Raw genomic sequence first — 15,457 nt, 5'->3', positions numbered from 1 at the left:
TCCCGGAGACCGGCCGGTCTGCAGACCGGCCTCCGGGGAAGGGGATCAGTCGCGGGTGAGCTTGCGGTAGGTGACCCGGTGCGGCCTGGCCGCGTCGGCACCCAGGCGCTCGATCTTGTTCTTCTCGTAGTCGGCGAAGTTGCCCTCGAACCAGAACCAGTTCGAACCCTCTTCCCAGGCGAGGATGTGGGTCGCGATGCGGTCGAGGAACCACCGGTCGTGCGAGGTGATGACCGCGCAACCGGGGAATTCCAGCAACGCGTTCTCCAGGCTGGAGAGCGTCTCGGTGTCGAGGTCGTTGGTGGGCTCGTCGAGCAGCAGCACGTTGCCGCCCTGCTTGAGGGTGAGCGCCAGGTTGAGCCGGTTGCGCTCTCCGCCGGACAGGATGCCCGACTTCTTCTGCTGGTCAGGGCCCTTGAACCCGAACGCGGCGATGTAGGCGCGGGACGGCATCTCGACCTGGCCGACCTTGATGTAGTCGAGCCCGTCGGAGACGACCTCCCAGACGTTCTTGGCGGGGTCGATCCCGCCTCTGCTCTGGTCGGCGTAGGAGATCTTGACCGTGTCGCCGATCACGATCTCGCCGCTGTCGGGCGTCTCGCTGCCGGTGATCATCCGGAACAGGGTGGTCTTTCCCACACCGTTCGGGCCGATCACACCGACGATGCCGTTACGCGGGAGGTCGAAGGAGAGGCTCTCCATCAGGACCCGCTCCTCGAAGCCCTTGGTGAGCTTCTCGGCCCGGATCACCGTGGTCCCCAGGCGCGGGCCCGGCGGGATCTGGATCTCCTCGAAGTCGAGCTTGCGGTGCTTGTCGGCCTCGGCGGCCATCTCCTCGTAGCGCTGCAGACGCGCCCGGCTCTTGGTCTGGCGGGCCCTGGCGTTGGAGCGGACCCACTCCAGCTCCTCCTCCAGGCGCTTCTTGCGCTTGGCGTCTTTTTGGCCCTCAAGCTTGAGCCGCGCCGCCTTCGCCTCCAGGTAGGTGGAGTAGTTGCCCTCGTAGGGGTGGCAGCGGCCCCGGTCGAGCTCCAGGATCCAGGTGGCCACGTTGTCCAGGAAGTAGCGGTCGTGGGTGACGGCCAGGACGGTGCCCGGGTATTTCTCCAGGTGGGATTCGAGCCACTGGACACTCTCGGCGTCGAGGTGGTTGGTGGGCTCGTCGAGCAGCAGCAGGTCGGGCTGCTCCAGAAGCAGCTTGCACAGGGCGACCCTGCGGCGCTCTCCACCAGAGAGCTGGGTGACCTCGGCGTCCGGCGGAGGACAGCGCAGGGCGTCCATCGCCTGCTCCAGCTGGCTGTCGAGATCCCAGCCGTTGCGGTGGTCGAGGGCGTCCTGAAGCTTGCCCATCTCGTTGAGCAGATCGTCGCTGTAGTCGGTGGCCATCAGCTCGGCGATCTCGTTGAAGCGGTCGAGCATCGCCTTGGTCTCGGCGACACCCTCTTCGACGTTGCCGAGGACGGTCTTGGATTCGTTGAGGGGGGGCTCCTGCTGAAGCATGCCGACGGTGAAGCCGGGCATGAGCCGGGCGTCGCCGTTGGACGGCTGCTCCAGGCCCGCCATCATCTTCAGCAGCGTCGACTTCCCGGTGCCGTTGGGGCCCAGGACACCGATCTTGGCGCCCGGCAGGAACGACAGCGTCACGTCGTCGAGGACGACCTTGTCACCGTGCGCCTTGCGCACGCGCTGCAGCGTGTAGATGTACTCCGGCATGCCCTTAGTTTAGGGCCTGGGGAGTTCAGCTATGGGCGGCCCTGGATAGGGCCGTCGAGGGTTCCGCCCTGAACGAAGACCGATTCGGCGAGGACGGCCCCGGAGGAAGGCTCGTTCAACCGAGGGCGGCCCGGACGAAGACCGGTTCAGCCGGGAGCGGCTCCGGATGGGGCCCGAGAAGTTCAGCCGGGAGCGGCCTCGGATCCGGGCCTGCGGGCCGGGGGCACGATGGTGGCCGACAGGCAGATCTGGTCGCGGCCGAGCTCCTTGGCCCGGTAAAGAGCGAGGTCGGCCGCCGCGAGCAGCTCGATCAGGTCGTCCCCGTGCACACTCATGATCGCGACACCGACCGAGATGGTCACAGTGATCATGTTGTCGTCGGCCGGGACGGCCATCCGCCCCACCCGTGAGCGCAGCCGCTCCGCCACCCTGCGCGCCTCGGTCACGTCGGCCCTGGGCAGCAGGACGACGAACTCCTCACCGCCGAACCGGCCCACCACGTCGTAGTCACGCAGCTGGCTGCGGATGGTGTCGGCCACCCCGACGAGGACCTGATCGCCGATCAGGTGACCGTAGGTGTCGTTCACCTTCTTGAAGTGGTCGATGTCGACGATCAGCAACGCGAGCGTCTCCCCGGTGCGCCGCGCCCTGACGATCTCGGTGTCGGCCTCCCGCTGCCAGGCCGCGGCGTTCAGCAGGCCGGTTTTGAGATCGGTGCGGGCCGCCGCCTGGAGCTGGGCGTGGAGCAGGCTGCGCTGGAGCAGCACGACCGGGGGCAGCGCCAGGACCAGCAGGGCCAGGTTGAGCCCGCAGGTGATGGAGACGAGGACGCCGAGACAGAGCTCGACGAAGTCGAGGAGCAGGTTCTCCCGGTTCCACAGGACCTCCCGCCAGCGGCTCTCGGGGTCGGCGGTGTGCGCGGCGATGGCGATCAGCGCGGTGTTGATCACTGTGAATAAGATCGCGCAGCCGATGGCAACGAGGATCGGCCATCCTTCCCCCCTGGTCAGCGCCCCCAGGTCGCCGACCACGGCGTGGAAGAGCAGCGAGGCCGCGCATCCGGCCAGTCCGATCGCCGCCGAGCTCACGACCCGCCGGTAGACCACCGTCGCGCGCACCCGCTTCTGCAGCAGGAACTGGAGCGGGATGGGCGCCAGAAGCGCGTAGATCGGCGGGAGGAGCAGGGCTGCGGGTAACCACCAGGCGGACAGCAGATCGCGGTAGACGCCCGCGGGCATGCCGAGTCTCCGGGTCGCCTCGATGCACACGGCTCCGCACATCATCAACGCCGTGAACGTCAGCACGTCGGACCAGCGGAAAACACCGGAAATCGAGAAGAACACGATCGCGACGAGATCCAGCGCTACTATCCCGCACAGGTAGCCGACCAGCGGACGACGCTGCCCCAGCAGGGGCCATCGATCGACCAAAGGTGTCATGCCGTCGCGTGGTTTGACCGGTGAGTGACTGGGAGCCACCATGTCGTCCCCCTCTCCGACTAACGATGTGTAACACAATAGTTGCGGAGTGTGCGACGCGCGATGGCAACCGCTACCTTTGGCGGAGTGAGTCAGCCCACCGGCCGGCTCACGACTTGGAAACCGCTCGCTCGCGAGCGGGCCGTGGTGGGAAAGGAGCAAGCCATGCTGCGGGGCGTGACCTGGACCTAACAGGTGTCTCGGCATCTGACACGGGCAAGACCATCGGCCGGTTATCTCGGCGTCACCGCGCAGTCACGGCGAGACCCCGACCGCGCCCGGCCGGTGCCCCCTCAACTCGCCCGCACCCAGGCTCCCTCTCCGTACCCATGTGAGCCTGCTACCCCCCACCAGACACCCTGCTCACTCGAATCCCCTAGATCTCCCCTCTCCCCCCGTCGAATCCTCCAGCGCTTCCTTCCCTGCCTTTTCATAGCCTCGTTGCCCGGTTACGGCCGTTCGACGTCCGGCATCGTCATCCGGCGCCCGGACACACAGGTCGTGGGATCGAAAACGAACCGGGGAGGGGGAGGGCGCCGAGAAGGCACTTCCCCCTCAACGTCGAAGAGCTGTTAAGAGAGTCCTCTCCGAGAGAACGTTCGGCCGGTTCCGCGGCGATGGCTCTGCCAGGGCCGCGGAGGTCGGCTCCGACGACGCGCCAAGGTCCGGAAACGGTCACCCGGTCAGGGGGGACAGCCTCTGGTCGAGGTCGCTCCTGCGGGTGTCGTCGGGCAGGCGATCGCGAACGGCGAGCAGCTTGCCGACGTTGCGCTTGGAGGGGGCCTGCTCGATCAGCGGAACCGCCTGGTGCAGCAGATCACCGGCCTGATCGGCATTGCCAAGGTCGTTCTGGACGCGGGCACGCCTGATCAGATAGGTGGCGTAGTCTCTGCGTCTGGTTGGGGCGAACCCTTCTCGCGCCTTCTCAAGGTAGGAGTCCGCGCGTCGCAGGTCGCCCAGGTCGATCTGGCAGGTGGCGACATGGTTGTGGAATTCCCCCTCGTCGAACCATCGGATCCATCGGGGGTCGTCCGCGCTGGTGCCGCGCCCGAACTGAGTGTCGGCGATGCCCAGCAGGCGATGAGCCTCAGCCTTGTCACCGACGCTCGCGTGGGCCCACGCCAGCCGCATGGCCAGCACGCTGGCGATACGCGGTGTGACCTTTCCGGCGCCCTCGTAGGCGGCACGGGCAAGGGTCAAGGAACCGGGAAAGTCCCCTACATCCCTGCATTGCAGAGCCATCGACTTGAGGATGTCCGCCCCTACGGCGCGGTCACCGGCTGCCTGCGCGGAATGGACGGCAGCGACCCAGTATCGCTGAGCTGCGGAATGCAATCCCGTGTCGAAGGAGGCGAAACCCGCCAATTGCCCGAGCTCTGCGGCCAGTGTGTGAAGACGCCGGGCGATGGCCTCGCTGTAGGAGGACTTCTCCAGCACCCCGGTGACCATGCCGAGCTCGGCGTCGAGCAGCTTGCGGACGTACTGCCCACCGTGGCTGCCCTGCAGCGTATGCAGACGAGGCAGGCTCGCCTCGATCTGCTCAACGAACTCCTCACCGATCTGGCCCCCGCCCAGCACAGAGGTGAGCCGGGCCGGTTCGACGTTGAGCCAGTCGGTCGCGAACGCGGTCAGGCTCATTCCGGTCAGCCGTACGAAACCCCGCCGGTCCATCATCGCCTTCTCCAATGCGTGGTTGAGAGCGAGCCGACTGCCCGTCTGGTCCCAGGAGAAGTCGACTCGGATGGGGTCGCCGACCGGCAGCCAACCGGGCCAGGGCCGGGCGTGGACGGTCTCCGGGGAGACGCCGAGCTCGGCGGCGAGAGCGAGTTGGGTGTCACGGTCGGGCACGACCCCCCAGTGCTCCCAGCGCCACGCCTTCTCCCTCCTTCGCGCCATGTTCCCGACACGTCGGGCGATGACGGTCACCAGGTCCTGGTAGGTCCAGCCGCGCTCGGCGCGGACATAACTCAACGGATGGACGAAGACCTCTCCGGGCTGCATAGAGACTGGTCCGGACATTCGCCACTCCCCTTTCTCCGACTGTAAATCTGATTAATCCACCCGGACAGGCCACGAGAGGCTTCCCTGAAGAGGGGACAACCCCGGACGACGAGATCTGCCTGTTCGAGAGGGGTGCGAGCAGGTTTTCTGGAGCCCGTCTGGTTCGTTCCGCTCTCGCAACACTACGCTCCGCAGTCGTCTCATTACAACGGATAATCAGGGCAAGAATTTCACGAAAGCCCTAATAAGCAGTGCCCGTCCCGCGATGGGCGACTTTCCCAAAACCGGTTTCCGTCCGCCGGTGAAACGTCTCCATTTCCCACCCGATAGGAGCGACGATGCTCATCGAGCACGTGCCCGTCCCGGACCCCGACGGGCACGGCAGACTCCCCAACCGCTTCCGGATGACCGCCTGGTGCCTACCCCCCGGCAACGCCGCCCGCCGCGCCCGGGAGCTGTTCCGCGACCAGCTGACCAAACAGCTCCCGGACCCCGACGTGCTCGACGACCTGGAGATCGTCGTCTCCGAACTCGTCACCAACGCCACCCGCTACGCCCCCGCCCCCTACGAACTACGCCTCCTGCACGACCACAACCTGCCCGTCCGCGCAGAGGTCGTCGACGCCGGAGCAGGCACCACCCTCATCGACCACCTCCTACGCCGCCCACCGGCCGTCCCCGAACACCTCGACGACCTCGAACTCGGCGGCCGGGGCCTGCGCATCGTCACCGAACTCACCCACGGCCACTGCGGCACCCAATGGACCCGCCTGTGCGGCACCGGCCAACTCGGCACCGTCGTCTGGTTCGACCTACCGACCGAGCGATACCGGCTCGACCTCACCCCCCAACGACACCACCCTTGACCTCCCCCAACCTCCGGGCAGCCAGGATCGTCCCCCGATCCCCCTGACCCCGGAGCCGGCCCACGCCCACCACTCCCCCGTACCGGGCGTGGGCCGTACCCAGAGGCCGGCGTCCACGGACCCGACCCCACCCCCGTCCGTGACGCCGGCCTCTCTGAGCTTCCCCGCAGGACGGGAACCTAGATCGGTGCGCAGTTCTCCGTGAAGGAAACATCCCTTATACGAGCACCTCGCCGTGGCGCATCTGCTCACGCTGCGCCGCCGAAGGCGTCTCCACCGCGCTGCTGATGCGATCGACCACGCTGTAGGCGGCACCGATCAGGTCGCCTAGCTCCCGGATGGAGAGTTTCACCGTCACTCGCCAGGCCACACCATCAAGGCGTACGAACAGATCGGTGCCGACGGGTTCATAGACGATGTCGGCCAGCTCGCCCTGCCAGGAGCGACCCTCGTAGTAGTCGGTCCACGCGCCGGTGTCGCAGAGTTCATAGAGAACGTACCCGTGCCGGATCAGGCCGGGACCGTGCGGGTGGGGTGTCGCCACAGTGTGGTCATAGTCAGCTGGTTCGGGACGGACCGGCCGACCCCGCGCGGTCAGGAGCGCGCGCAGCGCCGGCCGGGAGATGTCGTAGTCCACTTTCAAGTGCAGCGGCGGATAGTCGGGGTGTTCCACGACCAGCGACGCGCGCTCGCCGGTGAGGCCGATGCGAGCGAAGCACAGTCCGGCTTCGGCGTTGAACCGCTGAATGGCCTGCACCTGCGCGAGCAACCCGCACGCCTGGTGGACCTGGGCACTGTCACCGACACGCATGTCCCCTCCGCTTACCCTGAAGAAGATCCTGACCAAGTTCAGTGGATGTTAATGGCGTTCTTCGCGTAGCTGGAATATCGGGTCACGCCCAGGCAGAGAGCGATTCGCCTCCACTCACGGACTTGCTCGAACCTCGCAAGGAGCTGTCCGTTGAACCTGTTACGAGCGATGCCCGCGGAGAATCAGTGGGATCTCCTGGAGGAGCATCTCCTGAACAGCCGCTTCGATGTGGCCTGGATCGACACGGATGAGATCGATGAAGCCGCGGAGCGTTTCCGGGCGGATTCGGGCTCTGGGGTTCTCTGCGATCTCGATACCGCGTTCGACCTGATTGAGAATGACGAGCAGGAGACTCTGGTCTGGATCGGGACGCATTCCCCGGGCTGGTCTGTCTCGGTCACCATGAACAGGGGTTTCACGCTGTCCGAAGAAGCGAGCACCGGAGGAAGGGGCATCCTCGCTCATTGGCACATGGCCGGCCTGTATGAACTTGCCGACGAAGGGATGGTCTACTACCACGACGGAGAGTATGTGGGCAGGGTGGGCGAGGAGGCGTTCCAGGGTTACGCGCTGGACCTGGATCCGGATGATGCCGGGTTCCGGGAGCAGGTGGAGTATTACCTCATCCTGGCGGGGCGGATCACCGGCAGATTCCTCGACCGGGACTGGTTCGCGACCTCACGCGTCCTTTACCGCGTACCCCGCGACGCCTGGCCACGCTGAGCGAACCTGCCCTCTCGCGTCACTGAAGAAGCACGGACCGCGACCATCGCCCACCACCCCGCGCTCCGGCTTTGAGCTCCCGGTCGGCGGGGAGGTCCGCGGTCCAGACCTCACCGCCTGAAGCGGCTCAGGCCGCGATGGGTGCCCGGGTCGGCCAGGGCGTCTCGTCGCTCGTATCCGGGTGGGTCTTCAGCGCGCCCGGTCCGCTCCCGACGGGTGCCTCGCCGGCGTTCGGGCCTCGCGTCCCCGTCGTGCCTCGCCGCTTCGTCGTCGTGCTTCTCGCCGCCTTCGCCCTTCCGGCCACGGCCTGTCCCTCCGCCGCTTCCTCCCTGGCGGGACCGTGGCCCTGTCCGGTGAGCCCGGGGTCGGCCGGACGCGGCGGGACCTCGACGGCCTCCCAGACATGAGTGGTGGCCTGCTCCGGGTGAGCGGTGGAGCCTGCGGAGATCGCGTCGTGGGTCGCCTCACCGTCCGGCGTGATCTCCACCTCGTGCGGCGCTGAGGTCTCGGTGTCGGAGCCGGTCTTCAGCGGAGACGGGGCGCCGAGAGCCCCGGCCGCGACGGGGGCGCCGCCGCTCATGGCCCAGTCGGAGGTCTCGCGGTCAAGCTCGATCCGCTCCGCGCTGCCGAGAGCGGGGAGCGGACCGCCGCGCTGCGGCTTGGTGAAGCTCCCGAGCCCCCAGCGCAGGTCGTGGCCGAGCGAGTTGGCCTCCACCTCGGGCATGAACCGGCGCTCTCCCTCATGGGCGAACTCGCGGATCCGCAGCCGCCCCTGGACCACGACCGGCTGGCCCATCTGGACCGACTGGGCGACGTTGTCGGCGAGCCCCCGGAAGCAGCGGACGCCGAAGTAGGTCGTCTCGCCGTTGCGCCACTGCTGGTTCTCCCGATCGAAGTAGCGGCTCGTTGAGGCGATCTTGAGTGAGGTCACCCGGGAGCCGTCGGGGAAGGTGTGCTGGCGCGGCGGGGCCGCGACGTTACCGGTCAGCGTGACGTAGATGTCGTTCATCGTGCCTCCCATGAGAGCCGGCCGAGCGCCGGCGGCATGAAGGACACGATCGCCCCGCCCGCCCCTCGCACGGGTTACCGAATCACGCTCTGGGGAAAACCCGGGACGCGCGAGAAAGCTGTGGACGACCCGGTCTTACCGACCCCGAGCAGCGTGCGTCGGTCCCATGTGTGCGCCGGTCCCATGTTTCCCATCGGTTCCACTCCGCCGTAAATCTGCGGGAGCCGATCGGACGGCAAGGGGAGGGAAGAAAGATCGCTTGATATGGCGTGGATGGAGGAATGCCCCCATCGTGGGAAACATCGGCGAGATGGCAGCGCGCCCTTTTCTAGCCGTCCAGAGGATGGGGCGGCAGGTGCGACTGATGGCCGAGCGGACACCGCCGCATCGGGAGCGCTACGTCGACCTGCTGCGCGCCGTCGCGATCACCGCGGTTGTGATCGGACACTGGCTGGCGATCTATGTGACCCACGACGGCGGGAAGTTCCAAGGTGGCAGCATCCTCCAGGTCGTCCCGTGGACCCATCCGCTGACGTGGCTGTTCCAGGTGATGCCCCTGTTCTTCCTGGTCGGCGGCTTCGCGAACGCCGCGTCCCTCACCTCCCACCTCAAGCGGGGCGGCAACGCCGTGAGCTGGATGCTGGGTCGGACGGCTCGGCTTCTGGGCCCGACGACGATACTGCTGGGCGGACTGGCGGTGGTGGCTCTGACGGCCAGGGGTCTGGGTGTCGAGCCCGCTCTGATCGGTATGGCGGTCTGGCTGGCCTCGATCCCGTTGTGGTTCCTGGTCATCTACATCGCCGTGACGGCCCTCACCCCGCCGATGCACGCCGTGCATCGGCGTGTGGGCCTGGTCGTGCCGATCATCCTGGCGGCACTCGTCGGTGCGGGCGACCTGGCAGGTCTGGTGCTGGACGTTCCCCATGGGGGCCAGGCGAACTTCCTGTTCGCCTGGCTGGCCGTGCATCAGCTCGGCTTCGCCTGGCAGGACGGGCGCCTGCCGGGTCGGCAGAGCGTGGCTCTGTCGATGGCGGCGGCCGGGTTCATCGCCCTCGTGCTTCTCACGGTGGTCGGCCCCTATCCGGTCAGCATGGTGGGATTCGGAGGGGAGGGCGTACAGAACACCTCTCCCCCTACGCTCGCCCTCCTGGCGCTGGCCGTCACGCAGACGGGAGTCGCCCTGTGCGCACGTGGCCCGGGAAACCGGTGGCTGCGGCGATTGAGACCGTGGACCGTCGTCGTGGCGATCAACTCGGTGATCATGACGCTCTTCCTCTGGCACATGACCGCCGCCGTCGTCGGTGTCCTCGCGCTCTACGGAACGGGGGTGATGCCCGACGCCGCGCCCGGGTCGGCATTCTGGTTGCTCCTGCGCGTTCCCTGGCTCGCCTGCCTGGCTCTGGTTCTCACGTTCTTTGTCGTACTGTTCGGGGGTTTCGAGCGGCGCGCGGGGCGATGGGCCTCGTCCGGGAACACGGTGAAGGGCGGGTGGCCAACGGCACTCACGATCGTCGGGGTCGGTGCCGTGGTCGCCGCGCTTCTGTCCATCGCTCTGGTCGGCCCGGGGGAAGAGCAGGAGCCGATGGGAATGCCCGCGGGAGTGTTGATCGCCTACTTCGGTGGCGTCGCCGTCCTGGGGTTCGTCCGTTGGAGATATTCGCACCCCATGCGGGAGTGATCGAGACCAGGGCATCGAGGGAGAAATCAGTCCCGCAGGCTCCGCATCGCCGAGTTGAACTCGTTGTAACGGGTCAGCTCCCGCTCCACCGGCTCGATCACCATGTTCTCGGCGATCCCGGCGACCCTGCGGCGCATCTCGCGCTCCAGCGTGTCACGCTCGTTGCCCGCGCCGAGCACGACGAAGTTGCGGCTCGCCGTCGCGGTGAGCGCCCCGAGCCCCAGCACGGACAAGATCATCAACCCGACCCATGGCAGTGAGGCCGCGTCGGCGAACACCTCCAGCCCATCCGGCAGGGTTCCCAGCCCGAAGACGCCGTAGGCGAGGGCCGTACCGACCCAGGCCAGGCCCGCGACGAAGAGCAGGACCAGGAAGTACTGCCAGGCCAGCAGCAACCGCCACCAGCCGGGAACCCTGTCCAGTCTCGGCGCGACCTCCGACAGCTCCTCGGAGAGCACCTCGGGCAGCTGCGCGGAGCGGGAGCGCGCGGCGTCCCTGATCCCGTTCTGCCACGCCTCGTGCATGCCCGAGGTCAGGCCGTCGGTGAGCGCCTGGACGGCGGTGTCCACCTCGGCGGGCTGCGCGCTGACCGAGCCGCCGCTCAGGCCGCGGATCTCGTCTCGCAGTTTGCCCAGGCGCAGGCTTTTCAGCGGGTCGGGACGGAGCTTGGCGGCCCAGCGGGTGTAGGGCCAGCCGACCCACTCACCGGACCGCGCCGCGTACACGTTCTCCATCGCCTCGCCGACCGCGGGGACGCCGACGGCGTCGCAGAGGGCGTCGGTGAGACCGATTCTGCGGGCGTCGTCGATGGAGGAGGGCGGGGAGGCACCGTCGGCGGGCATGACCTTCGCGAGACGGAGCGTCAGCCGGTCGAGATCGGCCTCCAGCCGCTGGGTCGCGGCCCTGCGCTTGGAGACGGTCTCGGCGAGGACGGCCTTGAGCTCGTCGACGCCCCTGCCCATGATCGCCGAGGTGGTGACGATCACGGGGTTCTCGACCCCCTCGCGGCGGAGCAGACCGTCCAGGTCCTCGACGCACTCGGCGAGTTCTTCCTGGTCGAGCTTGTCGGCCTGGTTGAGTACGAAGATCGTCACGGCCTCGTGCCCGGCCAGATCGGTCACGTAGCGCCGGTGCGTGGAGGCGTCGGCGTACTTCTGCGGGTCGAGCACCCAGACGACGAGGTCGGCGATCTGGATGAGCCGGTCCGCCTCGGTGTCGGTCAGCGCCCGGATGGAGTCGTGGTCGGGCAGGTCGAGCAGGATCAGCCCGTGAAGCTGGCCCTCGTCCTTGTCCAGGGCGCTGGCCCGCGCGAAGCGGTGCCGCCACTGGATCTGCAGCCAGTCGAGCAGCGGACCCGCCCCGTCCAGGCCCCAGACGCAGGCGTGCGTACGGGCTGTGGTCGGGCGGCGCACCCCCGTCGGCGACAGTTCCAGGCCGGAGATCGAGTTGAAGAGCGTCGACTTGCCGCTGCCCGTACCTCCCGCGAGCGCGACCACGGTGTGCTCGGAGGAGAGCTTCAGCCTGTCACCGGCGCGCAGCAGCAGCTGACCCGACTCGGTGAGGAGCTTGGGCTCGACCTTGCCCGGCCCCAGCTCCACGATCCGAGCCAGCGCGGCGAGCCGGCTGCCGAGACCCTGGCCTGACTGGGTGGTGCCAACACTCATCGGGCGACCTCAAGGTTGTACGTTGCCTGGTAAAGGCGGGTGGCGGCGGATTCGTCAGGTATGCCCGCACCGTCGAGAGCCTGGGCGTAACGCGCCATCTCGTCGTCGAAGAGCATGCCGATCCGGGCTCGGAGATCGCTCCGGGCCTTCACGCCGAGGTTGCGCAGCGACTCCGCGCCGAGCAGCGCGTGCACCAGCCGTTGCGGCAGTGCCCCGGCGCCGTTCCGCTCGTCCGAGGAACCGTAACCGAGCAGCCCGATGGTCAGGATCAGCGAGAGGGACTCGTCGTCGAACGAGATCACCCTCGCCACCGCCCGTTTGGTCACCCCCTCGGTGCGTATCAGCTCGATGATGTGCTCCTGCCAGGCCGCGACGGCCCGGCCGGTCCTGCGCGCGAAGTCGTCGGACGGGCGGCCGAGATCGGGGGTCGCGGCCAGGGCCTCCTGCGCGCCGGGGCGGTTCAGCCAGCGCGACGCGGCCTCCTCCGCGGCCCGCTGCGCCGCAGAGACGACCACCGACTCCAGCCCCGCGCGCAGCGCGGACTTCAGCGCGCTGATCCGCTCGGGCGCCTGCTGGTTCGCCTTGCCGCCGAAGCGACTCGGCCTGCGCAGGTGGAGGGTACGCATGAGGTCGCCGGACCCGGCGAAGTCCTGCCAGCGGGCGAGCACCTCACCCCGGAGCAGCGAACCGTCCTCGGTGCTCTTGTCGACGTCGGCCATCGCACGGGCGTAGGCGCCGTCCACGTCGCCGCGAAGGTCCCTCCGGAAGGCGACCTGGATCTCCAGGTGCTTGGCCAGGGCGGGGACACGGGTGCGGAAGCTGTTCAGCACCCCGTCCAGGGTCGCCCGTACGGCCTGCGCGCGACGCCGGTCGTCGACCGAGAGATCCGTGAGCCACTGGCGCAGCTCGCTCACCTCTGCGTCGGGGAGCATCCCGTCGGTGACCCTGCTCTCGTTGATGACGAACCGCTCGACCTCGCCGAGGCCGTACTCGGTGAGCATCCTGACGAAGTGCTTGGTGATCACTTCTCGGGACCTGGGCGGCACCCGGGAGAGCACGATGGCCAGGCGGGCTCCACGCTCCTTGGCCAGGCGCAGCAGCCGCCAGGCCGGAGCGTCGGCGTACCGGGCGGCGGTGGTGACGAAGATCCACAGATCGGCCGCGTCGAGCATGCGGTGGGCGATCTCGTGGTGCTCCTCGACGACCGAGTCGATGTCGGGGGTGTCGAGCAGGGCGACACCGGAGGGGAGGTGCTCGGTGGAGACGAGCACGAGGCTCCCCGAGGCGGCCTCGGGGTCGGGCTCGCTGAGCCGCCGCAGGCTGCCGAGCAGGTCGCTCTCGGTGAACCACTCGTGGTCGTCGGGGTGGCAGGCCAGGATGGGCGTGCCGGTCGTCGGGCGGCGTACTCCGGTCGCGCTGATCTTGGCTTTGGCCAGGGTGTTGAGAAGCGTGGACTTGCCCGCGCCGGTGGAACCCGCCACCACGACGAGCGCGGGCGCGGTGCTCGTGTGGACACGCGGGATCACGTAGTCGTCAAGCTGGGCGAGGATCTCGCCCTGGACCCGCCTCGCCTCCTCCGCGCCGGGGAGGTCCAGGCCGAAGGTGAGATCGGTGACGCCGGCGCGTACGGCGGTGAGCGCGTTGCTCAGCGCCTCGGAGACGGCCTCGGGAAGCAGGGTCTCCCGCGTCCCGTCCGGCGCCGCCTCCTCGCCCTCGCCTCGGCGCTCTTCGTCCTCGCCCCGGGTTTCCTCACCCTCGCCTCGACGTTCGCCGTCCTCACTTCGGAGTTCGTCGGTCTCGCCCTGGGTTTCCTCGCCCTGGACCTCTTCGTTCTTGATCTCCTCGCCGCCGTCGACGGTTCCGGCCTCGTCCCGGACATCGTCACCGGCCGCGTCGTCGCTCCCGTCCTCGTTCTCGCCCGGCGTCTCGTCGGCGATGGCGGAGGGCTCGGCGTCACTCGCGGTTTCGTCGGCGATGCCGGTGTCGGCGGTGGCGACCGTGGCGTCGCGCCGAACCTCGCCGCTCTCGGCCTCGACGAGGCCGGTGGTGCCCGGTGTGCCGCCGTCGCTCTCCGCGTCGTCCTCGGAGTCGTTCCGACGTTCCTGCGAGGTCGTGCCGGGAACGACCTCGTCCGGCTCCGCGTCCTTGTCGGATCGTTCCTGCTTCTCCTCCGCCCTGCTCGCGCGAAGGGGCGGAGCGCCTCCGGTGCCGGAGTCGCTGCCGGGGGCGCCGCCCTCGGACCGGGAGAGGGCTTCCTCAACAGCGGCGCCGGAGGCGGAGACCCCTGTCTCCCGCGCGGGGTCCGGGACTTCCTGGGAGGCGGGAGCCTCTGCGCCGGTTTCGGACGGGGAGGTGGCGGGGTCGGCGGTGCGAGGGACGTTCGTCGGAGGAACGGGTGCACCGGGACGGAAAAGCGCACCGGGAGCGGCATCCCCACCAGCAGGTGCGGACGGAGGCACCGGAGCACCCGGACGGAAGATCGCGCCGGGTTCGGCCGGGGGTGCGGGAGCACCGGAGGTCTGGGGTGCGGGAGCACCGGATGAGGGCCTGGCGGGGCCACCGGTGCGGGGGACGTTCGGAGGAACGGGTGCACCGGGACGGAAAAGCGCACCGGGAGCGGCATCCCCACCAGCAGGTGCGCTCGGAGGCACCGGAGCACCCGGACGGAAGGCCGCACCGGGATCGGCTTCGGCACCGCTCGAGGGGACAGGAGCACCTGGACGGAAGGCGGCGCCGGGAGAACCGGCTGCGGCGCCTCCGCGAGAGACGCCCGGAGGGACACCGGGGGCGCCCTGCCCTCGGGGAGTGCCCTGAGGAGTCGTGGGCGTGCCCCCACGAGGAGCAACCGGAGAAGCAGGAGCACCCGGCGAGGCGGGGACGCCACGGGGAGCGGGGGTCCCGGGGCGAGGGGCCGCGCCGGGCAAGGCGGGAGCACCTCCACGGGGGGCACCCGCGGAAGGACGAACCCCCTGACCAGGAGTCGCAGCGGGCGCGGAGGGATAGCCTCCGCGAGAGGCACCGGGGGAAGCGGGGCCGCCCTGACCTCCGCCCTGACCGGGGGCCGTGGCGGGGCCGCCCCGGGAGGGACTCGTCGGGCGGTTGCCCTGGGTGCCCGTCGGGCGGTTGCCCTGGGAGGCGGGCTTGGCGGCCGCTTCGCGGGCGCGGGAGGCGGTGATGGCTTCGATCTTGGCCTGTGCGGCGGCGGCCGCGGCGTGGAATGCCTCCATCGTCTCCTTGGAGGCGGGTGGGGCCGCGGGGTCGCTCGCCTCGGCGGAGGTCGCGGGACCGCCTCCCGCCGGACCCGCCGTCCTGCCCGAGGGCGCGGCGGTGCCGCCTCCTCCGGCCGGGGTCGCGGGACCCGGTGTCCTTCCCCGGGGCACGGCGGGGCCGCCGGCCGCCCTGGGAACGGCTGTCCCCGGTGGCTGGGCACCCGGAGGCCGGGTGCGGGCGCGGATGGAGGCCGCGTCGTCGTCGGCACGGATGGCGCCGAAGGTCACCGTCTGCTCGCCGGGGGATT

10 protein-coding genes are annotated in these 15,457 nt (G+C 69.1%); 3 read left to right on the top strand and 7 right to left on the bottom strand.

Features of this window, described 5'->3' with window-relative positions; genetic code table 11:
- Positions 1 to 45 precede the first annotated feature (45 nt).
- The 3 genes from ettA to AB0B96_RS18150 form a co-directional block, all read right to left on the bottom strand.
- Entirely contained in the window at positions 46 to 1,710 is a 1,665-nt protein-coding gene (gene ettA / locus AB0B96_RS18160; RefSeq protein ID WP_362899973.1) for an energy-dependent translational throttle protein EttA, read from the bottom strand.
- A gap of 182 nt (positions 1,711 to 1,892) precedes the next feature.
- Entirely contained in the window at positions 1,893 to 3,149 is a 1,257-nt protein-coding gene (locus AB0B96_RS18155) for a GGDEF domain-containing protein (RefSeq protein ID WP_362899971.1), read from the bottom strand.
- 714 nt (positions 3,150 to 3,863) lie between these two features.
- On the bottom strand, positions 3,864 to 5,207 hold the full coding sequence (locus tag AB0B96_RS18150) for a hypothetical protein (RefSeq protein WP_362899969.1): 1,344 nt from the start codon (positions 5,205 to 5,207) through the stop codon (positions 3,864 to 3,866).
- Positions 5,208 to 5,527: 320 nt separating this feature from the next.
- Between AB0B96_RS18150 and AB0B96_RS18145 the strand changes: the two genes are divergently transcribed.
- A complete protein-coding gene (locus AB0B96_RS18145; protein WP_362899967.1) occupies positions 5,528 to 6,055 on the top strand; it encodes an ATP-binding protein in 528 nt (175 codons plus the stop codon).
- 217 nt (positions 6,056 to 6,272) lie between these two features.
- Here AB0B96_RS18145 and AB0B96_RS18140 read toward each other — a convergent pair whose 3' ends face one another.
- Positions 6,273 to 6,866: a hypothetical protein gene (locus tag AB0B96_RS18140; protein ID WP_362899965.1), complete on the bottom strand. Its 594-nt coding sequence runs from the start codon at positions 6,864 to 6,866 to the stop codon at positions 6,273 to 6,275.
- A 150-nt stretch (positions 6,867 to 7,016) separates the two neighbouring features.
- On the opposite strand from AB0B96_RS18140, the gene AB0B96_RS18135 reads away from it, so the two are divergent.
- Positions 7,017 to 7,589 (top strand): hypothetical protein, encoded by a 573-nt coding sequence (locus tag AB0B96_RS18135; protein ID WP_362899963.1) that lies wholly within the window; start codon positions 7,017 to 7,019, stop codon positions 7,587 to 7,589.
- A 127-nt stretch (positions 7,590 to 7,716) separates the two neighbouring features.
- Here the strand turns inward: AB0B96_RS18135 and ssb are convergent, their stop codons facing one another.
- A complete protein-coding gene (gene ssb, locus AB0B96_RS18130; RefSeq protein WP_362899961.1) occupies positions 7,717 to 8,598 on the bottom strand; it encodes a single-stranded DNA-binding protein in 882 nt (293 codons plus the stop codon).
- Between the two features lie 310 nt (positions 8,599 to 8,908).
- Between ssb and AB0B96_RS18125 the strand changes: the two genes are divergently transcribed.
- A complete protein-coding gene (locus AB0B96_RS18125; RefSeq protein WP_362899959.1) occupies positions 8,909 to 10,276 on the top strand; it encodes an acyltransferase in 1,368 nt (455 codons plus the stop codon).
- A gap of 26 nt (positions 10,277 to 10,302) precedes the next feature.
- Here AB0B96_RS18125 and AB0B96_RS18120 read toward each other — a convergent pair whose 3' ends face one another.
- Both AB0B96_RS18120 and AB0B96_RS18115 read right to left on the bottom strand, forming a co-directional pair.
- Complete coding sequence (locus AB0B96_RS18120) at positions 10,303 to 11,940, bottom strand: GTP-binding protein (protein WP_362899957.1); 1,638 nt, start codon at positions 11,938 to 11,940, stop codon at positions 10,303 to 10,305.
- Positions 11,937 to 14,399, bottom strand: a complete 2,463-nt coding sequence (locus AB0B96_RS18115) for a dynamin family protein (protein WP_362899955.1) — start codon at positions 14,397 to 14,399, stop codon at positions 11,937 to 11,939. The genes AB0B96_RS18120 and AB0B96_RS18115 overlap by 4 nt, the downstream gene beginning before the upstream one ends.
- Between the last annotated feature and the right edge of the window lie 1,058 nt (positions 14,400 to 15,457).

The organism is Streptosporangium sp. NPDC049046, from assembly GCF_040649155.1.
Lineage (GTDB): Bacteria > Actinomycetota > Actinomycetes > Streptosporangiales > Streptosporangiaceae > Streptosporangium.
Note: the sequence above shows the minus strand (reverse complement) of the source record. Positions and strands in the feature narration are given on the sequence as shown.